Genomic DNA, 21,564 nt, shown 5'->3' on the forward strand with positions numbered 1-21,564 from the left:
CATTGAGAGGGCTCAAGGGGCAGGTCTTGGGCCCGGGCCGCGCCGGTCGTCGGCCCCAGCGGGCCGCTCATGGCCATGTCGACACCACCTCCCCATCGGTCCGCACGAACAGCGCGGCGAGACCGAGGCGGCGGGCGAGCGCCAGGCCATCGGTCGCCCCGCGCACCATCAGGGCGGTGGCCCAGGCATCCGCCGCCATGCAGGTCTCGCTGAGCACGGTGACGGCGGCGAGGTCGTTGTCCAGCGGCGCGCCGCGAAAGGGGTCCATGGTGTGCGAGACGGTCCGCCCCGCCACCTGCATCTGGTGGCGATAGTTGCCGGAGGTGGCGACGGCGGCGCCGGACAGTTCCAGCACGCCGAGTATCTCCCGCGCGCCCGGCGTGGGCTTTTCGTGGGCGATGGTCCAGGGCCGTCCGTCCGGCTTCGTGCCCTCGGCCCGCATCTCGCCGTCGATGCCCACCAGCCAGGAGGACAGGCCCGCCGCCTGCATCTCCCGCGCCAGCTCGTCCACGCCGAAGCCCTTGGCGATGCCGGAGAGGTCAAGCCGCAACGGCGCCAGCCGGCGCGCGCGACAGCCGGCTGGATCGAGCTGAAGCGTTTTCGGTGGCTCGAACGAGGGGCGGCCGTCGATCGCGGCGATGCGCCCGCCATCGGGTACGCGCGCGCCGCCGCCAAAACCCCAAGCCTGGACCAGGTCGCCCACGCCGATATCGAACGCCCCCTGCGACAGGCGGCCGATCTCCAGGGCGGTGGCGAGAACATGCGCCAGTTCGCGGGGATCTCCACCCAGGCGCCCACCGGCGCGGCGTTGAGCCGTTCCAGATCCGACGCCGGCCGCCAGGTGGACATCTGCTGCTCCACCCGCTCGACGGCGCCCTGGAGGCGCCGGGCGAGCGCCGCCTCGTCCACATGGTCGACCGCATGGAACCGGGCGGACCAGCGCGCGCCCATGGCGGGGCCGCTCAGGGCGTGGCGGCGGAGCGCCATGGGACCTTCGGCCGGATCAGTAGACATCTTCGACATAGCGTCCACACGACTTGAGGGTGGCAAGGTCGAGGCCGAGGGGGCGCACCACCGGCTCGAAGGCGCGGGTCACCGCCTCGGCCATGTCGCGGCCGCCGCACACCAGGATCTGCGCGCCCTGCTTCAGCAGTTCCCGCAGGCGGGGCGCATCGGCGGCGATGCGGTCCTGGACATAGGCGCCGCCCTCGGCATCCCGGGAGAAGGCGGTCGCGAGGGAGGTCAGGCGCCGTTCCGCCAGATGCTGGGCCAGCTCGTGCTCGTAGAGAAAGTCGGAGGCGGCGCTGCGCCCGCCCCAATAAAGATGCATGGGCCGTCCTTCCGCATTGGCGCGCACGAAGCCGGCAAGCGGCCCGATGCCGGCCCCGGCGCCGATGAGGATGAGCGGCGCGCGCCCTGCCGTCGGGCGGAACGCCGGGTTCTCGCGGATGAACGCGTTGACGGTGCCACCAGGCGCCAGCGCGTGCAGGAAGGTGGAGCACAGCCCGCCCTCGCGCAGCCGCACGCAGATCTCCAGCATCCCGTCGCGGGTGGACGAGGCGAGCGAATAGAAGCGCGGCATGGCGTCCCCCGGCGGCAGGATGCCCACCAGATCCCCCGCCGCGAAGGACGGCAGGCGGCCGGGCGCGCCGGTCCGCGGATCGAGTGGGGCCTCAAAGCGCAGGATCGCCACTGGCGTGCCCACCGCCTCGCCATAAAGCTCACGCCCGGCGAGCGTCAGCGGCACGCTCTTCGGCGGCTCGGCCACGTGGGAGAGCGTAAGGTCATGCCCCAGCACGGCGCCGAGGTCCCGCCCCCATTGGGCGAATTCCTGAGACGAGCGCCGATCCACCCGCTTCATGGGAAGAAGGCGCGGGCACCCTTTGGCCTCCAGCGCGTCGGCGACCTCCTGGGCGAACCGGCAGAAGTGCGGGAAGTTGCGATCGCCGAAGCCCAGCACTGCCACCGGCGGACGCCCCTCAAGACGCGCGAGGCGGGACAGGAAGCTCTTGGCCGAGGCTGGCGCATCGCCTTCGCCATAGGTGGCGGTGAGCACGAGAAGACGGTCGGCGGCAAGATGCGCCGTGCCCACATCGTTCATGGCCGCGATATGTACGCGGTGCCCCGCAGCGGTAAGGGCCGCATGCAAGGTGCCGGCGAAACCCCAGGTGGAATTGCCTTCGCTGCCCACGAGGATCACCGTATCGGCACCGTGCGCGGGCGCATTCGCCGCGACGCGCGGACGGGCCGCCCGCCGCCGCACCCACAGGATGATGCCGGTGGCCCCCAGCACCGGCACGGCGGCCGAGGCGAGGCCCAGCAGCAGGCCGAGCAGCCAGGCGCCGCGCCCGGTGTGAAGGGTGCGGACAAGGTCATTGATCCGCTCCAGCGTGGTGGCCGGAGCGAAGGCCAGGGCCGCGCCGGTGCCGGCGTCGACCTGCGTCTCGCCGGCGGCAGTGCGCAGGGTGAAAATGTCGGTGGGGTCCGAGGGGTCGGGGAAGCGGAGCTCGCGCAGGTCCGTCAGCGGTACGGATCGCAGCGCGGCGAGGGTGCCCACCGGCGCTGGCGCACCGCTGCTTGCGGTGACGACGCGGGTGATTCCCTGCGCCTCGGGGATGAGGCCGAAGGTGCCGGCGGACATCCACAGGCCGGTGAAGGAGGACAGCACCAGCCCGGCGCCGGCCAGCCGCCCCAGTTCGCCATGCCAGCGCTGGGCCGGTGTGCCGCGGATCGGCCGCAGCAGCGCCCCCGCGCCGCCGAGCCGTCGCGCGAGCAGCGCCGTGCCGGACAGGCTCAGCGCCAGCATGGCCAGAGCGCCGATGCCCGCCACCGCCCGCCCCGCGTCGCCCGCCAGGAACGAACGGTGGAGGTTGGTGATGACGCGCGTCGCCTCGGACACCTGATAGGGGCCGAGCCCCGCGCCTGTGGCGGGATCGACCCGCTCCACGCCGCGCGCGTCGCCGTCGTCGAAGGCCACCGTGATGCCGCCATCCGGCCGCTGGCGGATGGCGGCGATGCCGGGGTGGCGCGCGGCGACCTGCGCGGCAAGGTCCGCGACGTTGGTGCCAGACGGCACCGTTGGAACGGTTGCGCGGTCCAGCGCCGGCTGGAGCGAGAGCACGGCGCCGGTGACGGCGACCACCGTGAGGCCGAGCGCCAGCACGACGCCCGGGAGCCCATGAAGACGGCGCAGCATGAGGAGGTCCGTTTTGGTCAGAAGGTGACGGTGAGGGACTTGACGTAGCCCTTGCCGGCAAAAGGCTTGCCGGAGGCGGCGGCATCGAGCGGCACGACGACCTCGGAGGGATTGTCCAGGCCGTCCTCGACGGCGGTGTCCACATGCACCTGGTAGCCGGCACCGATCATGGCGTCGGCAAGGTCGAGGCTGATTTTCAGCGTCTTGCCGGAGCCGATGCTGGCGCCGGTGATGCCGTCGATCTCGGTGGCCCGCCCGCCGGAGGCGCGCTGCCAGTCGGACAGGTGGCGATGGTATTTCGCCTTGCCGCCGGCCATCCACAAGGTGCCCTTGTAGGCCCCGGCGGCGTCGGTGACGTAGAGCACCACATAGGCGCCGTTGCCGCCGTAGCTCTTCAGCGTGGCCTGGAAGGTGACCTGCCGGGCTTCGGCGAGCGCGGGGGCCACCAGCGCGGCGGTGGCGGCCATGGCGGGGAGAACAAATTTCATCGGTTGGCTCCTGGAGGGGACGGACGGGGACGGGCTCATTGCACCTCGACCTTGGGCCGGGCCTTGCCGTTGAAGAGGCCGTTGTCGGGCATCGGCGCGTTGGGATCGGCGGGGCCGGCCTGGGGCAGGGCGCTGCGGCCGCCGCGGCGGTCGTCGTCATCGTCATCATCGTCGTCGTCGTCGTCGTCATCTTCGCGGTGACGGCGGTCATGCGCGCCATCTCGCCTGTGCTCGGACTTCGAGTCCGCGAGGCGCATTGCCCCGGCAGGCTCGGAAGCCTCCCGGCGCTCGTGCCGCTCGTGGCCGAACAGCGACAGGGAAGGGAGGTCCGCCGCCGCCATGGCGATGCCGATGCCCGTGGTGGACAAGAGAAGAGCCGCTCCGATCAGGGTGCGCGTTTTCATGGATGCCTCCCGGCTGGTGTTGACCGGGCTCACCCTCGTGCGTGCACCTGACGCGGACCTGAAGCGCGAGCGCTATTACGTTCAGCTTCCCGTCAGGATCGGGACCGGAAAGCGCACCGTGACCTGGAAGCCGTCCGCCTCCCCTGGGACCGGAGAGGCGAGATCGAGCCTCAGCCCGGCGCCACGGCACACGGCGGCGGCGATGGCGAGGCCGAGGCCGGAGCCCTCGGCCTGGGTCGGCCCCCGCTCGAACGGGCGCAGCAGCGCCGACAGCCGGTCGGCCGGCACCACCGGGCCGCGATTGGCGACCTCGAAGCCGTCAGCGCTCAGCCTTACATGGATGGGGGTTTCGGGCGCGCCGTGCTTCAGGGCGTTCTCGATGAGATTGCGGGCGAGGACGGCGAAGGCGTCCGGGTCGAGATCGCTGATCGGGCCGCCGTTCGGCGGAATCGCCAACACAAGGTCGGAGCCCCGGTCGGTCTGGCGGTCGAGCTCGGCGATCACGTGGCGCAGCACCGGCCCGAGCGGTGCCGGGTGCTCGGCCAGAAGGCCGCCACCTTCGGCTTTCGCCAGCTGCAGCAGCTTCTCGGAGAGGCGGGACAGGCGCCGGAGCGCGCCGGCCACGTCCCGCGCCCGCTGGCGGGGGGCGCCTTCGGGCAGCTCGGCCAGCAGGCGCTGGGTCTGCGCCAGCGCAGCGGCGATGGGGGTTCTCAGCTCGTGGGCGCTGTTGGCGGTGAAGCCCCGCTCCGCCTCCAGCGCCCCGCGCAGGCGCTCCATCAGCGCGTTGACCGAGACGGCGATGCTCGCCATCTCCTCCGGCAGGCCGTCCGCGGCGACCGGGGTGAGATTGCCGCGGCCGCGCGCCGCGATCGCCTGCCGGAATGCCAGCACCGGCTTGAGCGAGAGCCGGACCGAAAGCCAGACGCCGGCCAGCGCGATGGGTACCAAGGCGACGAGCGGCCAGATCAGCGCCATCACGGCCCGCCGCACCGCGGCGGCGCGGTGGCCAAGCTCCTCCGCCGTGGTGACGACAATGGTGCCACGCACCGCCGCCTCGGTATAGGTACGCAGTCGATCGGTGGTGTGAAAGCCCGGAGCGAGGCCGGCCGGAATCGCCATCTGCTCCGCGTCGCTGGACTGGAGCAGCACGCGCCCCGCGCCGTCGCGCACCACATAGGTGATGTATTCCCGATGGACCCCGATGGGTGCCATGTGCTGGGGAGCGTCCCCGGCCTCACGGGACAGCAGCTCGGAATAAGCCAGAGGCAGCACCCGCTGCGCCACCTCCTGCAGCGCGCTGTCGAACACTTCGTCGATCTCGTGCTGCAGCACCAGTCCCGCGACCGTGGCCGCGGCGAGCCACAGCGCCGCCACCGCGGCCGCGAGCCACAGTCCGAGGCGCCGGCGCAGGCTCCACCGGCGTGCGCGGCCCGGGCCGCTCACGCCCCCGCTCCCGGCGTGCCGAGGCGATAACCCATGCCGCGCACGGTCTCGATCACATCGGCGCCGAGCTTCTTGCGCAGGCGGCCGATATAGACCTCGATGGTGTTGCTCTCCACTTCCGCATCGAAGGAATAGAGCCGTTCCTCCAGCTGCGGCTTCGACATGAGCTGGTGCGGCCGCTGCACGAACGCCTCGAACAAGGACCACTCCCGGGCGGTGAGCGCCACCGGCCGCCCCGCCCGCCGCACCGAGCGGGCGGCGAGATCGACCTCGATATCGCCGAGGGTGACGAGCGGGTTGGGATTGCCCGCGTAGCGCCGGCCCACGGCGCGGATGCGGGCGCTGAGCTCGAACAGGTCGAACGGCTTCACCAGATAGTCGTCGGCCCCGGCGTCGAGGGCCGCGATACGATCGGAGATCTGGTCGCGCGCGGTCAGCACCATGACGGGCGTCACGTCGCCGGCGCTGCGCAGCCGCTTCAGGAAGTCGGAGCCGCGGCCGTCCGGCAGCATGAGGTCGAGCAGGACGAGCTCGAAGGCGGCGGCATGAAGGGCGACACCGGCCTCGCCGAGGCGCGTCACCCAATCGGCGCTATGCCCGTCCACGACCAGTTGGTCACGCACGGCCGTGCCCAGAACGGGATCGTCTTCGACCAGCAGGATACGCATCTTTCACCTCGGCGCGCCAACTTAGAACGCGATCCGATCAGATTGGCTCACTCTGATCGGTGTATCGTCCTCTCACTTAAGTTAGAGCACGCGCCGGTTGACGATGGGGCGGCGGAATCGACCCCGGCGTTCAGGTGGGCGTCAGCTCCGCATGCTTCTCCTAGGCGCGGGGCGTGTGGCAGGAGAGCGCAAGGTGAAAAGCACATGGTTCGCAGGCTGCCTGCTCGTCGCCTGTCTCGCCGCAGGGTCGGCGGCGGCCGACCGGGACTGCAATGTGCCCCTCGCCGACTGGCAACCTCGCGACGTGCTACGGAAAAAGCTCGAGGCGGAGGGCTGGACCGTTCAGTCCATCCGCTCCGACGATGGCTGCTACAAGGTTCTGGCCACCAATGTCCAAGGCGGGAGTCTGAAGGCCAAGTACGATCCCGCCAGCCTCGAGCGTATCCGCCATGGGCGGGATGGCGGGGGCGACGACTGATATCGTCGGATGGAAGATCCGTCCTCAAAATCAGAAACGGTGATGCGGCTTCTCGATCTTTCCGCTCCGCGAATACTCAAGAATCTCAACTTGAGATGCCTTGCGTCGAGCGGCTGTCAAATTCTGCGCGGTATGCTCCTTGGTTTCGCCGGCATTGCACCGCGTTCATGGATATTCCGGCTTTCTTGAAGAACTGGCCCGTGCCGAGCCGCTGGCGTGCCGGATCCAGGGCAGCGTGGATCGACGCTACGTAAGGTTCCGAGGAGCTGTGCCGACGAGGCGGTCCTGAGCGCTGACATCATCGAGCCGGCGACGCAATATGGGCGCGATGGCTAAGCCTTCCTGGGTGTCCTCCGCGACCGCCGCGGTGCATCGGCCGGCGCCTGCGTTTCGAGGGGCGCGACCCCGTTGAGGATCATGTCTGCAAAGCCCTCGCCTATGTCCTCAGCAGCCAGCGGCCCCCCCGGCTTGTACCAGCGATGGGCCCAGTTGACGGTGCCGAGAACACCGAGCGTGGTCAGGCCCACCGAGAGCGGCAGGCGAAAGCTGCCCTCGTCCACACCCTGCTGGATGATTGAACGGATGGCGAGGTAATAACGCTGCGCCCAGTCGCGTGCCTCCGCGCTCCAATCATCCTTGCTTCCAGAGAGGGTTGGGAAGTTTTCCTGAAGAAAAACATGCATATAGGGGTATGACGAATTGTAGCTGCCCATTACCGAACGAAAAGCTTCGACCAGTTTCAGCTTTGCCGAAGCGTTTGATTTCGCGATAGCCTCGGCTTCTTCTATCGTGTTGCGCGCCACTTCGCGCACGATCTCACGGAAGAGCTCCTGCTTCGAGCCGAAATAATAATACAGGCTGGCCCGATCCGTATTCAGCTTTTCCGCGATCATGCCCAGCGTCGCGGCTTCATAGCCGCGCTCCTGGAATACCTCCGCCGCCGCGTCGATGATCGCCTTGCGCCGCTCCTGATAAAATTCACTGCTGGCGTCCGCATTTGCTTCGCGGCGTTTGCCGATCCCCGTTCTCGCTGCCATTCGGTGTCGCCCTTGGTCGCCAATCCGCGACCATAGTAAGCCTGCACGTGTTGACAAGTCCTGCGGCGATTCACCCGTCTCGAGCATCGAAGAGCCATCGGGCCGAGCCTCCGGCGCGATCCAGGCTGAGTCGTACCGGCATCCCGATCCATGGTTCGACTGGCGAGCCGGGGCGATGCAGGCAGACGAGGCGAACCCCGGCCACGACCTCGACCAGCCCGGTGACGTAGGGGACGTCGGCAACGGCTTCCCGAGCGAACACGCGGTGCACGCGTGTCCAGCTGTGGAGCGTGCCCTGTGGCGGCACCTGCGTCCACTCCTGGGCCGCAGATCCGCAGCCACGACAGCGTGGCAACGGGTACCAGTTCCAGGTCCCGCAAGCCCGGCAATGTGGAAAGCGCAGCTCACCGGCACGGATGGCGTCGTCCCAGCCCGCGAAAATCCCCGCATCGTTCATGGGTCGATCCGCTCCAGAATCAGCGCACTGTATTGGCGACCCGGCCCGGCCCCCACATATCCCCTGCGGGCGTCCGTGACCTGGCGTTCCCCGGCCATGCCGCGAAGCTGGATCACCATTTCCGCGGCATGGTTGGCGCCGAGCAGATACCCATGTCCAAGCAAGCCCCCATGGGTGTTGGTCGGCAGCTTCCCGTTGTGCCGCAGGTTGCCCCCGAGCACCACATCGGCGGCCTTTCCCTTGGGGCAAAAGCCCGCGGCCTCGAGCTGCAGGGCGACGGCTATGGAAAAGCAATCGTATAGGCCTCGCACGTCGATGTCTGCCGGTGTCAGTCCTGCGGCCGCGAACGCCTGGGCCGCGGCGCGCTCGGCTGCGGGAAGCGAAGGCAGCCGCGGGCTCTGGGTATAGAAGTCTGCATCGCTGATGGGGTCGACCGCATAGGACCAGGCGGCAAGGCCCACCTCCGGGCGCAACCGGCGCATGCGGTCCTTGCGCGTGACGACGAGGGCGACCGCTCCGTCGCTCAGCAGCGAACAGTCCGCCTGCCGAAGCGGCTCGGCCAGCATGGGGCTGCGCCGGTAAGCGTCCTCGTCCACCACCGAACGCGCCTGCGCGTGGGGGTGAAGCGCGGCGTTGGCACGCGTGGCCGCGACGATGTCGAACAGCATCTGCGACATTTGCAGGTCGCTCAACCCGTATTCGTACTGATATCGCTTCGCGGCAGCCGCGAAATAAAGCGGCGGCCCGCTGAAGCCCGCGGGCTCCTCGATGACGTGCTTCGCCTGCATCTTGGAATGATAGGAGGTTGGTCCCTCCGCCGAGGACCCCCAGCCCGTGGCGAACCATGTGAGTGCGGTTTCCACTTCGCCGCGCTCGACCATGTCCACGGCCATGCCGAGCGCCGCCAGGATCCCTGCGCCCACCGGCGTCGACTGAGCTGAACGCCGGAGGCCGGTCAACCGCGCTGCGGGTGCGATGCGATCGAGCGGCGTGGCTGCCGGGCACAGGGAGCTTTCGGTGACGACCGCTTCGATTTCCCTGGGATGCAGGCCCGCGTCTTCGAGCGCATGCTCGATCGCCTGCAAGGCGAGTTCCTCGACAGTGCTGGACGAACGGCGCGCAGGGCCGGCGCATCCCACTCCGTCGATGACCGCATCGCGCCGGTTCGCTTGTGCCACGTTCCGCCTTTATGGATTGTCTCACCGGACACTGTCTCACGGTATCGAGGCGTTCGGGTGCTGTCAACAATTACGTTGACGAACGGCTTGGGATGAGGAACTAGTGTCCGCCAAAGCATAGCGAGGAGACATGACCGAAAAACAGGGTATGACGTTCATCGTTTCAGACGGGTTGAAGATCGCCGCCGACGTTGCCGGGCCGAAGGGCGGCAAGCCCGTTTTGCTGCTTCACGGCGGTGGACAAACCCGCGGAAGCTGGCGCGATACGATCGACGTTCTCGCTGCGCGCGGCCACCGGGCCTACGCGCTCGATGCAAGGGGGCACGGAGACAGTGATCGAAGTCCGAGTGGCGACTATACGCCGGACAGCTTTTCCCGCGATCTAAAGGACGTGATCCGGCAGATCGGGGAAGACGTGGTGGTGATCGGCGCCTCGCTGGGCGGCATCAACGGCCTTCTCGCCGCAGGAGAAGGTGGCCCGGGGGCCGTGAGCACCCTTGTTCTGGTGGATGTCGCCGTACAGACCAATCCCTACGGGGTAAAGCGCATCCAGGACTTCATGCAGGCCAATCCCGATGGATTTGCGAGCCTCGACGATGCCGCCGATGCCGTCGCGGCCTACGCCGTCGATCGCCCGCGTCCCGCGGCAAATGATGGTTTGCTCCGCAACTTGCGAAAGGTCGGCGAGAAATATTATTGGCATTGGGATGCTCGCTTTCTCGGGAGCTGGCATCCCAGCCATGCCGCGGCCATGGGCCGCCTGGAAGCGGCGGCGCGGGCGTTGGAGATCCCGGTCCTTCTGGTTCACGCTGCTCACAGCGACGTGGTGGGGCCGAGGGAGATCGCTCATCTGAGGTCACTTGTGCCGCACGCCGAATATATGCGCGTGGAAAACGCGAGCCACATGGTCGTCGGCGACAAGAACAGCACCTTCAATGAAACGATCCTTGCGTTCCTCGCCCATGTCACTTCTGTCGAATAGTTTTTTCAAATAAACAAATAATCTTGGAGAGGAGAAGTCTCGGTGCTGGAATTTGAGCCATCGGGTCTGGAAATGACCGAAGAGCGTCGCCAGATCAGAGAAGCGATCAAGGCATTGTGCTCCCGTTTCGATGATCGCTATTGGTCCGAAAAGGATACGAAGCACGAATTTCCCCACGAGTTTCGCGCAGCCGTCGCCCAGGAGGGGTGGCTTGGCATAACCATGCCGCAGGAGTATGGCGGCGCTGGCCTGGGCGTCACCGAGGCGGCATTGATGATGCAGACGGTCGCGCAGTCGGCCGGCGCGATCTCTGCCTGCTCCACCTTTCACATCAATCTGTTCGGACCGCATCCCGTTGTTCTCTACGGCACGGAAGAGCAGCGTCGGCGTATTATCCCGCCGCTGCTCACGGGGGCTGACATCGTCGCATTCGGCGTTACCGAGCCGGATGCCGGGCTCGACACGACATCCATCACCACCCGGGCCGTGCGCGACGGCGACCGCTACATCGTCAACGGCCAGAAGGTTTGGACGACCACTGCGCAGGAAGCGAACAAGATCCTGCTGCTCACGCGGACGACACCGCGTGAGGAGGCCAAGAGCCGGACCAGCGGCCTGACCTTATTCTACACGGATCTCGATCGCCGTTACGTGGAGATCCAGGCCATCGACAAGCTCGGCAGGAATGCGGTGGACTCCAATGCCACCTATTACCGTGATTTTCCCATTCCGGTGGATCACCGCATCGGCGCGGAGGGCGAAGGCTTCAGGATGCTGCTCGACAGCCTGAATCCCGAACGGATCCTCGTCGCGGCCGAATGCGTCGGTGTTGGCAGGCGGGCATTGGCGAAGGCGGCCGCATACGCCAATGAGCGCCGCGTCTTCGGCCGGTTCATCGGGCAAAACCAAAGCATTCAGCATCCTCTGGCCGCCAGCTGGATGGCGCTTGAGGCCGCGGACCTGATGGTCTGGAAGGCCGCCGCCCTCTACGATGCCGGAAAGCCCTGCGGCGCGGAGGCGAACGCGGCGAAGTTCCTCGCGGCGGATGCCGCCTTCGATGCCTGTGACCGGGCCGTGAGAACGCACGGAGGGTTCGGCTACGCGCGCGAATTCCATGTCGAGCGCTATCTGCGGGAAATCATGCTGCCGCGGATCGCGCCCGTCAGCAGGGAAATGATCATGAACTTCATCTCCGAACGGGTGCTCGGCTTGCCGAAGTCTTACTGAGTTTGACTGTTCAAGAATTCGGTCTTCAAAAGAAAGCGGTTGGACAATCTCGGGAATGCCCCACCGCTTTTCCTACATATTTTCTTGCGCCGGCGAGCCTTTCGGGGGTCGGGCGGGGTCTTTATCCCGCCGCGCCATCGCATGGCCTATGGCGCATGGCGTGCATCGGCTGCTTCGGCTGTATCGATGATGCGGCGCGCACGACGCAGCATGGGCTCGTCCACCATCTCCCCCTCGAACAGGAACGCGCCCCGGCCGGCCGCCGCCAACAGCATTCTGCGGCTGCGCTCCACCTCGGACCGATGCGGGCGATAGGATTTGCGGATGACGGGCACCTGCGCGGGATGGATGGCGAACTTGCCTCGGAACCCAAGCAGCGCCCCCTCGCCGGCGTCCCGTTCCAAGACGGCGGGATCGTTCAGTTCGGATGTGACGGTGTCGAGCGCGATCTTTCCCGCCGCCGCCGCCGCGAAGATCAAACCGTTGCGGGCGTGCCCGAGCGGGGGGAGCAGATCACCGGCGGCGGTTCTGACCGTGCGCATCCCGAGATCGGCGGCAAGATCGTAGGGCCCCCAACTGATCGCCACCACGCGGGCATGGGCGGCGATGTCGTTCACCGCGAGAAACCCGCGGGCCGTCTCGACGGTGGCGATGAAGGCGCAGTCGGTGATGCCCGCGATCGCATCGAGTTCCTCCGGCCCCTCCGTCTTGGGCAAGAGGAGGAGTTGGGCCCCGGCGGCCTGCAGGGCCGCGGCGTCGGCTTGGCCTGCCGCCGATCCGGGATTGTTGATCCGGATGGCGAGGCGGTCCGGGCCGCGGGCGAGCAGATAGTCTGCGACGAGAACTCTCGCGCGCGCTTTCGCCGCTGCGGCCACGCCGTCCTCCAGATCGAGCACCGCGACATCGGCTGCCGCCAGGGCCTTGTCGAAACGTTCGGGTCGATCTCCGGGACAGAACAGGAGCGCGGGTCCGATGAGGGGAGGGGCGTCGGTCATCTGGGAGTCCTAGCGGAGGGCGAAGGCAGCCTTTTCCAGCTCTTCGCGGTGATCGGGATGGGAAATGGCGGTGAGAGCCAGGGCGCGTTCATGCATGGTGCGGTTTCGCAGATCTGCGGTGCCGAACTCGGTGACCACGAACTGGACGAGGCTTCGCGGCACGGTAACCGGACCTCGGCCGAGCATCGGAACGATACGGGATTTTCCCTTGTTGGTCATTGAGGTGATCGCGATGATCGTGCGATTTCCCTCGATCTGCGCGGCCGCGGCGAAATCCATGCTTCCACCGATCGCCCCAACCTGACGGCCATCGAGCCACTCGGAATTGACCTGCCCCAGCAGATCCACCTCGAGGGCGGAATTCACCGAGACGAACCGCTCGCGAGCGGCGAAGCTTTCCAGGCTGTGGGTTGCCAGCGCGTCAGCCATGCAGAGGTCGCGATTGGCGTTGCTCCAGGCATAGAGGTCGCGTGTGCCCAGCACCTCCCCGATAACGGCCTTCGGCCCGTCTTCCACGCAGCACCCGGCCTCGATCAGCTCGCGGGCGGGGTCGGTGACCTGGGAGAGGATGCGCAGATTGCGCCGGCCGAGATCAATGAGCCCCTTCAGCATGGCCCCCGGAATCGATCCGATGCCGAACTGAACCCAGCTTCCATCCGGGATCAGCTCCGCGGCCTGGCGCCCGATGAGGAAATCCGCTTCGCCCGGCTCTCGGTTGGGAAAGGGCAGGAGGTCGTGATCCCCGCGCACGAGGATGTCGATGCGCGATTGATGGATGAGGGAATCGCCGCAGGTGCGCGGCATGGCGCTGTTGACCTCGGCGATGACCAGCCGCGCACCGTCCACCATCGCGCGATGCTGGCCCACCGATATCCCAAGGCTGTGGTATCCATCCGCGTCGGCGTCGCTCACCTGCACGATGGCGGTATCGACGATGCCCGAACGCAGGTAGCGGGATGTCTGCGTCCAGTTCAGCGGCAGGTATTCGGCGGCGACGTCGCGCATGCTTCCACTCAGAAGCGTGCCGGGCATGAACCACGTCTTCAGCCGGAACGGGCTGTCCGGAATGCCGAGGAAGCCATAACCCGTCACCATCATTCCCGAAAGAAGGGTTACGTCTCGAAGCCGATCCGCGTGGTTCCACAGCTCCTTTGTCAGCGTGATCGGCTCCGCTCCGAGGTGGCCGAGCGCCACGACGCTTTTCGATTCGATGAGGTCGACCGCATCGGCGGCCGAGCGCCATCTGCCAGCGCCCGACGCATCCACCCGCTTGAACTGGTCGGGCTTGTTCATGGAATGCAGCTCCTCAGTGCCTCCACGCCATCTCGCGGGGGCAATCGCAAAGCCCAACCTTCGGCAGACAGTGGCGCCATGTCAACACCGTTGTTGACGACTTGAGTCTGTCCTTTTAGCTTCGTTGGGCCCGCGTTCAACAGCCGTGCTCAGGGGCCGTTTGGTGTTCGCGTGAGGAGGCCAGAGGCGGAAAACAATTATGTCGCGACAGAAGACAATTATTACATGCGCGATCACCGGTGCGATACACACGCCGACCATGTCAGATGCTTTGCCCTATCTGCCGGATGACATCGCGGGCCAGGCGATCGATGCCGCCCGGGCCGGGGCCGCGATCCTGCATCTGCACGCCCGCAATCCGCACGACGGATCGATTTCGATGGAGCCCGCCGACTTCGCGCGTTTCCTTCCGGTCATCAAGCAGGCGACGTCGGCGGTGGTGAACATTTCCACCGGCGGCAGCATGACGAGCACGATCAGCGATCGCCTCGCTCCGGCCATGGCGGCGCGCCCGGAGATGTGCTCGCTAAACATGGGCAGCATGAATTTTTCCTTCCACCCTCTCGCCGAGCGGTATGAGAACTGGAAATTCGATTGGGAAAAGGCCTACGTAGCCAACAGCAAGAGTTATATTTTTAGAAACACGTTCGCAGATATCGAAGAGGTCGCGCAAACGCTCGCGCCGCATGATGTCAAATTCGAGCATGAAATATACGACGTCGGTCACCTGTACAATTTGAAGTTTTGCATGGATACGGGCCTTTTCAAGGCGCCCATCTTCCTTCAGTTCGTCCTCGGCATTCTCGGTGGAATCGGCGCCGATCTCGACAACCTCGTCTTCCTGAAACGGACTGCGGACCGGTTGTTTGGCGACGCGTACCGCTGGTCCGTGCTCGGCGCCGGAGCGGCGCAGATGCCACTCGCCGCCGCAGCAGTGCAACTCGGAGGGCACGTCAGGGTCGGTCTCGAGGATTCTCTCTACGTCTCTCGGGGCAGGTTGGCGGTGTCCAACGCGGAGCAGGTGGCGAAGGTCCGGCGGATCCTTGAAGATCTTGGTCATGACATCGCAACCCCGGACGAAGCGCGGACGATGCTCGGGCTGAAGGGGGGAGACCAGGTGGGCTTCTGAGACCGTTCGGTGAACGGCGATTGTCGGGTGGGTTGCCTTCCGGGTTGGAGCGTTCGTGGATCTGGCAGGGCGCTGTTCAGCATCAAGGGTTTAAAACTAGCCGCGCGAAAACCATCTTCAACAGTCAACATCAATGTTGACTGTTGAAGATGGCAAATCTAGGTTGGCTCCATGCCCGATGGCGCGCCCAAGGCGACGGGCGCTCGGTCTGAAGATAAAGGAGCTCTCGATGACGGCGGTGGATCCCGCATTGGCGCCCAACGCAGGCGCCATCTTTCGGTCCTGGCTGGCCAGGTTCGCCGCCGCGCTCGAGAAGCGAGACGCGGAAACGTTGGCGGGCATGTTTGGCGCGGATGGTTATTGGAAGGATTATCTGTCGTTCTCGTGGGAGCACCGGACCTTTTCAGGGCCATCCGAAATACGCGACGCCTTCGCCGCCAGCCTGCCGATCTTCAGGCCGCGCGCGGCGCGGGAGGCGATCGGCAGGAGTGCGCCGAAGTTGCTGCGCCGCTCCGCGAAGAAAGTCATAGAAGGTTTCTTCGACTTCGATGTCGAAATGGGGCGTGGTACGGCGTTCGTGCGGCTGCTTCACGATGAGCTGTCGCCCGACGATCCCAAGATCTGGCTGATGCTGACGTCGCTTCAGGAGCTGCGGGGTTTCGAAGAGAAGATTGGTGCGCGGCGCCCTTCAGGCGACGAATATGCCATGAACACCACGCCAAATAATTGGCAGGATGATTTTGAAGCGCGCCGCCTCTTCGCCGACCGTGATCCGGAAGTCATCATTGTGGGAGCCGGGCATGCGGGGCTCATTCTCGCCGCCAGGCTCCGGCAGATGGGTGTCGACACGCTCGTCGTTGAGAAGAATTCCCGCATCGGCGATGTTTGGCGCAATAGATACCATTCACTCACGCTGCACAACGAAAGCACCGCCAACCATATGCCATACATGCCATTTCCGGAGACCTGGCCGGTATGGCTGCCGAAGGATCAGCTCGCGGGATGGCTCGAAGCATATGCCCAAGCGATGGAACTCAACGTTTGGACCGAAACTTCCCTTGCCGGCGCATCGTTCGACGAGGCCAGCGGCACCTGGTCGGTCGACCTGCGGCAGGGCATGGACGGCTCGGGGCGCAGGCTGCGGTGCAGGCATCTCGTCATCGCCACCGGCGTCAGCGGGTCCGTTCCGAACATCGCCGATATTCCGGGGCTTTCGGACTTCAATGGAGAAGTCCGGCACTCGGGCGAGTACACGCGGGGCGCCGCGTATGCGGGCAAGCGAGCGCTGGTGATCGGCACCGGCAACAGCGCCCATGACGTCGCGCAGGACCTTCACGTCAACGGTGCGGCGCAGGTCGCCCTCTACCAGCGAAGCCCGACGTGTGTCGTCAGCTTGGTTCCGAGCGCGGCGATGGTCTTCAAGATCTACAGCGAAGGGCCTGTTGACGAGATCGACCTGCTCACATCCGCCATCCCATTCCCGGTGCTCGAAGACACCTACAAGTTCATGACAAAGCGTGCCGGTGATGCAGACAAGGAAATGCTGGATGCGCTCAACAAGGCCGGCTTTGAAACCTACTTCGGAAGGGACGGAACCGGGTTTCATATGATGTATCTGCGCGGAGAGGGCGGATATTACATCAATGTCGGCTGCTCGGATCTCATTATCGAAGGGAAGGTGGGAGTCGTCCAGGCGCGCGACGCGGACCGGTTTGTCGCGGAGGGCTTGCGGATGAAGGATGGCACCATCGTGCCCCTCGACCTCGTCGTGCTGGCGACAGGCTTCCGGAACATGCAGGAAGGCATCCGCCAGATGCTTGGCGACGAAATTGCCGATGCGCTCGGGCCGGTCTGGGGCTTCGATCAGGATTACCAGATGCGGAACATGTGGCGGCGCACGGCACGGGATGGACTGTGGCTCATGGGCGGGGCGCTGATCGATGCCAGGCTGTACTCGCGCTTTCTCGCGATCGAGATCAAGGCGTCGCTGGAAGGCCTGCTGCCGGACCGCGCTTCCATGCCGATCATTCCGCGCACCCGAGGCGACAGTTGATCTCGTTCCTCGCCGAAACGAGGAAGCGGCCTGGAGCCGCCGGTTCGTATTTTTGACCGCCGCCAGGCCAAGTTTCGCCGTCGCGGCAAGGTGGCGTCAAGCCGGACTGAACCGCGCATGCTTTCTGGTCGCTGTTCGATGGCCTGAAGGCAAGGGTGCCGACCGTCGTGATCTGCAGCAATGCCCGTCGGGCGCCCAGGAGCGCCCGCGAAAATCGGCAGCTTCATTCGGCCTTGGCGGAAGCGGCATGGTAGCCGCATCGCGAGTTATGCGGGGCCCTTGAAGGATGAGGCCGATAAATGTGTCAACTAACGTGTTGACAATCATATTTAGGCCGTTAGCCTTGGCGGAACAGAGTCTCGGCCGCAAGACACAAAGAGTGCGGCTGCGAAGCATAAATCGAAAAAATATAATCATGGGGAGGTCGGTAATGCGGGGAGTGCGGTACGTCCTATGTGTCGGCGTCGGCGGTGTGGTCATCTCGGGTGGCGCGCACGGCGCGGACCTTCCCGTGAAGGCCAGCCCTGCCGAATATGTGAAGGTGTGCGCAACCTACGGAGCGGGCTATTTCTATATCCCCGGCACCGATACCTGCTTGAAGATCGGCGGTCTCGCGCGGGTTGATGCATATGTCAACGCTGTCGGCACGTTCATTCCGACAATCGTGTCGCCTTCGGCTGCGACGGCGTTCAATGGCCCGGGCACCGCTGGCGGCTTCGGCTATCCCTTCCGCGATGACGATGATCCCCAGTACCTGACCCGGGCTCGCGCCGTCACGGAATTCGATGCGCGTACGCAGACAGAGTACGGCACGTTGCGATCCTATGTGCGCTTCGGTGCGGAATGGAACTCACAGGCGGGTGCGGGAGTGGGCGCCGGGAGCGCATTGTATTTCGAGCGGGCATTTATCCAATTTTCAGGATTTACGTTCGGATATACCCAATCATTCTTCGATCCGGGTTTGGATTATATGATGACGGTCCCGTTCACGGGGTCGTATAATTGGACGACTTTGGCGGCTTATACGGCGCAGGTCGGCGGGGGGCTGTCGGCAACGGTGTCGATCGAAGATGCCGCCAATCGGACAACAGGCGTGCAGCTGACGGGCTCGACGGTTCAGCCGATCTTCAACATAAACACCGTCGCGACCGGACTGTCCTATACGAACTTTCAGGCTGGACAGCAGCTGCCGGATTTCGTCGCCAACATCCGTCTCGATCAGGCCTGGGGCACGGCCCAAATTTCCGGAGCTCTGCATCAGGTTGTGGCGACCAGCCCTTTTTATGCGGGTTTCGTTCCCGGAGTGAACTCTTCGGATATGTGGGGTTGGGCGATCGGTGCGCATGTCGAGGTCAAGCTGCCCATGCTCGCCCCGGGTGATAGTGCTTTCATTCAAGCGAGCTATGAGCAAGGAGGTGCCAACTTCCTTGGCTTGTCGGGTGCCGGTCAGGCACGTTCGGTGGCTGTGGGCGCCATCGATCTGCAGCAGGTGGGAGGAGGGTTGTCCGGCACCGGCGCATTCTACAATATAGCTGACGCGGTCGCCACCAACCTGCTTGGCGACTACAGCCTGACCTCCGGATGGGCAGTCCAGGGCCAATTCCGCCATTATTGGGTACCAACCGTGCGCTCAGCGTTCGCGCTCGGCTATGTGTCCTATCAGGTGCCCCAAAACATTGTCGCGGCGTTCGATTTCAATCTTTATCAGGCAGTGTTCAATACCATTTGGTCGCCGGTAAAGAACGTCGATGTCGGATTTGAAGTTCTGTATACGAAGGTGGATGGATCCGTGCCGCTTGGAAATTATTCGGCGGTCAACGCGACGGGCGGGTTTCAGGGGTCTCTGGTCGGCGGTTCGACCGATATCTGGTCCGGCGGCGTTCGGGTGCAGCGCATTTTTTGATCGGCTTCCTCCAAGGCCGGCTCCTGGAGCCCCGGCAGTGTCCTGCCGGGGCTTCTTTTTGATGGGAGTGTCCGGTTCCGCCTGGCTGGGATTCTGCTGCGCCGGCCGGGTGCAGATTTCCTCGCGGAGGTAGTCGTGCGCGTCAGCCCAGCGGAGCAACATGCGTATCGCGCTCGGGTCGCCTCCCCCACGTCTTCCAATTGATGTGGTGGCGATGGAATTCGTTTCATCAACACTATCGTTGACTATAAAATCGCATTTGGTATGTTTCTTATGAAGGCATGAACTTTCAATAAAAATAAATTCAGGTGCTTTGTACCTAAATAATATGTGGAGGAAAGAGAAATGAAGCTCAGCAGGCGACAATTTTCGGGAGCCCTCGCGTCAGCGATGGTCGGCGTGGTGGCGGGCCCGCGGCTGGGACGCGCGGAAGCCAAGCCGATTCGCATCGGCGTAATCACGTCCCTCACCGGGTTCGCGCAAATCTACGGCGAAGCGAACCGCATCGGCGCAGAGATTGCCGCCGAGCGGATCAATGCCGCCGGTGGGGTTGGTGGGCGAAAGATCGAAATTGTGCTGCGCGACGACAAGGCTTCGTCGGACAGCACGGTGGCTGCCTTCCGGGATCTGGCAGCCCAGGGCGTTCGCTTGTTTCTGGCCGGTCCAATCTCCTCCACCGTGGTTGCCCTGGCCCCCTTGTTCAAGGATACGGACAATGTGCTGATCGCAGCCGGGCCGAACAACCTGTCCATTACCCATGAACTGTTCAACAAGAACGTGTTTCGTCTCCAGCTCACCTCGGTGCCAGTTTTTGCCGGACTGGGAAAGGTGGTTGCGGACAAGGCGCCCGAAGTGCGCGACTGGATTGCGATCAGCTCGGATCAGCAGGCCAATATCGACCTTTCCAACATCTTTATGGCATCGCTGAAGAAGGCCCATGCGGCGAAAGGCGTGGATGTCACCATTCGAGATATCGTTCTGACCAAGGCCGGCGCCGGCGATTTTCGCGCGCAGATCTCGAGCCTGATGAATTCCGGCGCCACCGGCGTATTGAATTCGCTCGTCGGCTCCGACAGCCTGACCTTCTACAAGCAGGCAAAATCGTTCGGCCTCGATCGCAAGGTGAAAGTATTCGCCGACGTCAGTGCCAACCTGAATTCGATGAAGACGATCGCCAGTGCCGTTCCGCAATCGGTGTGGACGCCCTATTATTGGTATGCTCAGGGCGACGGAAATCCGGTGTCGCAGGAATTGTACAAGATCGCCACCGAGCGGACCGGGACGCCCTTTCCCTATGGTTTCATTGCCCTTGCCCATGACTCCGTGATCGCCTTGGCCGACGCGATCAGAAGGGCCGGATCCGATAGCGCCCCGGCGGTGATCGCCGCGCTCGAAGAGGGGCGGCCGCTGGGAGCGGTGGGTCCTGTGGTCTTCCGTAAAGAAGATCACACCTACACCGGCGAGATGACCTTCATCAATTTCGGAGCAGCGCCGAAAGAACCCGAAGGCCTCCAGGTTAACGATGTCGTACGGCTGCTGTCCATCGACTATATCGAGCCCGCGACGCCCGGACTGCCCTACATCCTGAAATGACCGGACCGGCCCCGCCTGGCAAACATGCCCGGCGGGGCCGTCGCAAGATTTCAGCGCGCGTCCTGCACCTTGCCGGTCGTCGTCACAGGAGAAGCATGGGTGAGACGGGGCTCGCCGTGCCGCCCACGATCTTCAGCGGGTTGATCGTCAGCAGGGCGGCAAAAGTTCGCCCCGCCACGGCCTCCAGGTCGAGGAGTTCAACGAACAGAACGCCTTCGCCCTGCATCAGTCGCACGTGGAGCGGGGTCGCCCATCCCGGAACGCCGGACGGTATCACCTCGACCGCCATATTGTCGGCGCCGACAATCGCAATCTTGCGCTCCTTGATCCAGTCGATGCAGTCAGCTCCCAGGCCGGGCGATGAGCGTTCGTGGGATTCACCTGAGTAATACGCCTTCAGCGATCCTGTCCGAACAAACAGGGCGTCTCCCGGCAGGCATTCGAGACCCGCCGCGGTGATGAGTTCGTCGAGCCTTTGAGCCGGGATTGCCTCGCCTGGCGACAGCCAGCTGCGTCCATCCGGGACCGCATCGACCACGATCACCCGTGTCACGATGGGGGGAATGGTTTCGGCGCCGAGCTGCCTGGCACCGAAACTGCTGACCTCGCTCGCCGGGATGCCGCCGAACATGTGCCCGCCGCAGAAGACATGGCACAGGGCATCGACGTGCGTGGTCCCATGGGTGGACAGCATGATGACGTCGTCGGAAAAGCCGAAGCCTTCCACTTCACGGCGCACGCCGACCGCATAGTCCCCCCCGTCGCGACGCATGAAATGCTGCGTCGGGGTTCGCATCGGCGCGATCGGGCCTCCGCCGTCGACGATTCGCATCCCGACGGACAGGGGCTTGAATTGCTTGACGGTCGCAATGCCTCTGGCGACCGCCGCCTCGTCGATGTATCGCAAAGCTCCGCTTTGGGTGGTTGGGGCGCCGGAATACCTGGCTCGGTTCACGAAAAATGCTCCGAATAGATGGTGTATGCAAACGTGTGAGGGGTGATCACTCGTGCCTTATTGCAGTGCAAAATAAAAGGCGCGT

The 21,564-nt window shown here is 64.9% G+C and carries 18 protein-coding genes and 1 pseudogene; 7 read left to right on the forward strand and 12 right to left on the reverse strand.

Features of this window, described 5'->3' with window-relative positions:
* Positions 1–67: 67 nt before the first annotated feature.
* From EZH22_RS10160 to EZH22_RS10185, 6 genes and pseudogenes are all read right to left on the reverse strand, one after another.
* Positions 68–1,023, reverse strand: a pseudogene (locus tag EZH22_RS10160) (FAD:protein FMN transferase).
* Positions 1,004–3,196 (reverse strand): PepSY domain-containing protein, encoded by a 2,193-nt coding sequence (locus EZH22_RS10165; RefSeq protein ID WP_203195514.1) that lies wholly within the window; start codon positions 3,194–3,196, stop codon positions 1,004–1,006. Before EZH22_RS10165 ends, EZH22_RS10160 begins: the two are co-directional and overlap by 20 nt.
* 17 nt (positions 3,197–3,213) lie before the next feature.
* Entirely contained in the window at positions 3,214–3,684 is a 471-nt protein-coding gene (locus tag EZH22_RS10170; protein WP_203195515.1) for a DUF2271 domain-containing protein, read from the reverse strand.
* A gap of 35 nt (positions 3,685–3,719) precedes the next feature.
* The gene (locus tag EZH22_RS10175; protein ID WP_203195516.1) at positions 3,720–4,088 is read right to left on the reverse strand and encodes a hypothetical protein; all 369 of its coding nucleotides are present in this window, start codon (positions 4,086–4,088) and stop codon (positions 3,720–3,722) included.
* An 81-nt stretch (positions 4,089–4,169) separates the two neighbouring features.
* Entirely contained in the window at positions 4,170–5,531 is a 1,362-nt protein-coding gene (locus tag EZH22_RS10180; protein WP_203195517.1) for a sensor histidine kinase, read from the reverse strand.
* Positions 5,528–6,199, reverse strand: coding sequence for a response regulator transcription factor (locus EZH22_RS10185; RefSeq protein ID WP_203195518.1), 672 nt, complete (start codon positions 6,197–6,199; stop codon positions 5,528–5,530). Before EZH22_RS10185 ends, EZH22_RS10180 begins: the two co-directional genes overlap by 4 nt.
* A gap of 193 nt (positions 6,200–6,392) precedes the next feature.
* On the opposite strand from EZH22_RS10185, the gene EZH22_RS10190 reads away from it, so the two are divergent.
* Positions 6,393–6,677: a PepSY domain-containing protein gene (locus EZH22_RS10190; RefSeq protein WP_231711410.1), complete on the forward strand. Its 285-nt coding sequence runs from the start codon at positions 6,393–6,395 to the stop codon at positions 6,675–6,677.
* A 332-nt stretch (positions 6,678–7,009) separates the two neighbouring features.
* On the opposite strand, the gene EZH22_RS10195 is transcribed toward EZH22_RS10190, so the two are convergent.
* From EZH22_RS10195 to EZH22_RS10205, 3 genes are all read right to left on the reverse strand, one after another.
* The gene (locus EZH22_RS10195; RefSeq protein WP_203195520.1) at positions 7,010–7,714 is read right to left on the reverse strand and encodes a TetR/AcrR family transcriptional regulator; all 705 of its coding nucleotides are present in this window, start codon (positions 7,712–7,714) and stop codon (positions 7,010–7,012) included.
* A gap of 70 nt (positions 7,715–7,784) precedes the next feature.
* A complete protein-coding gene (locus tag EZH22_RS10200) occupies positions 7,785–8,171 on the reverse strand; it encodes a Zn-ribbon domain-containing OB-fold protein (RefSeq protein ID WP_203195521.1) in 387 nt (128 codons plus the stop codon).
* The gene (locus EZH22_RS10205; RefSeq protein WP_203195522.1) at positions 8,168–9,349 is read right to left on the reverse strand and encodes a thiolase family protein; all 1,182 of its coding nucleotides are present in this window, start codon (positions 9,347–9,349) and stop codon (positions 8,168–8,170) included. The genes EZH22_RS10200 and EZH22_RS10205 overlap by 4 nt, the downstream gene beginning before the upstream one ends.
* Before the next feature lie 130 nt (positions 9,350–9,479).
* On the opposite strand from EZH22_RS10205, the gene EZH22_RS10210 reads away from it, so the two are divergent.
* Both EZH22_RS10210 and EZH22_RS10215 read left to right on the forward strand, forming a co-directional pair.
* Complete coding sequence (locus tag EZH22_RS10210; protein ID WP_203195523.1) at positions 9,480–10,331, forward strand: alpha/beta fold hydrolase; 852 nt, start codon at positions 9,480–9,482, stop codon at positions 10,329–10,331.
* Between the two features lie 72 nt (positions 10,332–10,403).
* Complete coding sequence (locus EZH22_RS10215; protein WP_203196488.1) at positions 10,404–11,558, forward strand: acyl-CoA dehydrogenase family protein; 1,155 nt, start codon at positions 10,404–10,406, stop codon at positions 11,556–11,558.
* A 146-nt stretch (positions 11,559–11,704) separates the two neighbouring features.
* Here the strand turns inward: EZH22_RS10215 and EZH22_RS10220 are convergent, their stop codons facing one another.
* A complete protein-coding gene (locus EZH22_RS10220; protein ID WP_203195524.1) occupies positions 11,705–12,553 on the reverse strand; it encodes an HpcH/HpaI aldolase/citrate lyase family protein in 849 nt (282 codons plus the stop codon).
* A 9-nt stretch (positions 12,554–12,562) separates the two neighbouring features.
* Positions 12,563–13,846: an acetyl-CoA hydrolase/transferase family protein gene (locus EZH22_RS10225; RefSeq protein WP_203195525.1), complete on the reverse strand. Its 1,284-nt coding sequence runs from the start codon at positions 13,844–13,846 to the stop codon at positions 12,563–12,565.
* A 199-nt stretch (positions 13,847–14,045) separates the two neighbouring features.
* Here EZH22_RS10225 and EZH22_RS10230 point away from each other — a divergent pair, with 199 nt between their 5' ends.
* From EZH22_RS10230 to EZH22_RS10245, 4 genes are all read left to right on the forward strand, one after another.
* The gene (locus tag EZH22_RS10230) at positions 14,046–14,975 is read left to right on the forward strand and encodes a BKACE family enzyme (protein WP_203195526.1); all 930 of its coding nucleotides are present in this window, start codon (positions 14,046–14,048) and stop codon (positions 14,973–14,975) included.
* 229 nt (positions 14,976–15,204) lie between these two features.
* Positions 15,205–17,028 carry a flavin-containing monooxygenase gene (locus tag EZH22_RS10235; protein ID WP_203195527.1) on the forward strand — a complete coding sequence of 608 codons (1,824 nt, stop codon included), beginning with the start codon at positions 15,205–15,207 and terminating at the stop codon, positions 17,026–17,028.
* Positions 17,029–17,539: 511 nt separating this feature from the next.
* A complete protein-coding gene (locus tag EZH22_RS10240; protein ID WP_231711411.1) occupies positions 17,540–18,931 on the forward strand; it encodes a porin in 1,392 nt (463 codons plus the stop codon).
* 345 nt (positions 18,932–19,276) lie between these two features.
* Complete coding sequence (locus EZH22_RS10245; RefSeq protein ID WP_203195529.1) at positions 19,277–20,524, forward strand: ABC transporter substrate-binding protein; 1,248 nt, start codon at positions 19,277–19,279, stop codon at positions 20,522–20,524.
* 82 nt (positions 20,525–20,606) lie between these two features.
* On the opposite strand, the gene EZH22_RS10250 is transcribed toward EZH22_RS10245, so the two are convergent.
* Positions 20,607–21,431 carry a cyclase family protein gene (locus EZH22_RS10250; protein ID WP_203195530.1) on the reverse strand — a complete coding sequence of 275 codons (825 nt, stop codon included), beginning with the start codon at positions 21,429–21,431 and terminating at the stop codon, positions 20,607–20,609.
* Positions 21,432–21,564: the final 133 nt, after the last annotated feature.

The sequence above is a fragment of the Xanthobacter dioxanivorans genome (genome assembly GCF_016807805.1).
Lineage (GTDB): Bacteria > Pseudomonadota > Alphaproteobacteria > Rhizobiales > Xanthobacteraceae > Xanthobacter > Xanthobacter dioxanivorans.

What these genes read in the sequence shown, in the direction of transcription:
- EZH22_RS10165 (WP_203195514.1), bottom strand. Translation starts at nt 3,196, where the DNA reads ATGCTGCGCCGTCTTCATGGGCTCCCGGGCGTCGTGCTGGCGCTCGGC.
- EZH22_RS10170 (WP_203195515.1), bottom strand. Translation starts at nt 3,684, where the DNA reads ATGAAATTTGTTCTCCCCGCCATGGCCGCCACCGCCGCGCTGGTGGCC.
- EZH22_RS10175 (WP_203195516.1), bottom strand. Translation starts at nt 4,088, where the DNA reads ATGAAAACGCGCACCCTGATCGGAGCGGCTCTTCTCTTGTCCACCACG.
- EZH22_RS10185 (WP_203195518.1), bottom strand. Translation starts at nt 6,199, where the DNA reads ATGCGTATCCTGCTGGTCGAAGACGATCCCGTTCTGGGCACGGCCGTG.
- EZH22_RS10195 (WP_203195520.1), bottom strand. Translation starts at nt 7,714, where the DNA reads ATGGCAGCGAGAACGGGGATCGGCAAACGCCGCGAAGCAAATGCGGAC.
- EZH22_RS10200 (WP_203195521.1), bottom strand. Translation starts at nt 8,171, where the DNA reads ATGAACGATGCGGGGATTTTCGCGGGCTGGGACGACGCCATCCGTGCC.
- EZH22_RS10210 (WP_203195523.1), top strand. Translation starts at nt 9,480, where the DNA reads ATGACCGAAAAACAGGGTATGACGTTCATCGTTTCAGACGGGTTGAAG.
- EZH22_RS10215 (WP_203196488.1), top strand. Translation starts at nt 10,404, where the DNA reads ATGACCGAAGAGCGTCGCCAGATCAGAGAAGCGATCAAGGCATTGTGC.
- EZH22_RS10220 (WP_203195524.1), bottom strand. Translation starts at nt 12,553, where the DNA reads ATGACCGACGCCCCTCCCCTCATCGGACCCGCGCTCCTGTTCTGTCCC.
- EZH22_RS10225 (WP_203195525.1), bottom strand. Translation starts at nt 13,846, where the DNA reads ATGAACAAGCCCGACCAGTTCAAGCGGGTGGATGCGTCGGGCGCTGGC.
- EZH22_RS10230 (WP_203195526.1), top strand. Translation starts at nt 14,046, where the DNA reads ATGTCGCGACAGAAGACAATTATTACATGCGCGATCACCGGTGCGATA.
- EZH22_RS10235 (WP_203195527.1), top strand. Translation starts at nt 15,205, where the DNA reads ATGACGGCGGTGGATCCCGCATTGGCGCCCAACGCAGGCGCCATCTTT.
- EZH22_RS10245 (WP_203195529.1), top strand. Translation starts at nt 19,277, where the DNA reads ATGAAGCTCAGCAGGCGACAATTTTCGGGAGCCCTCGCGTCAGCGATG.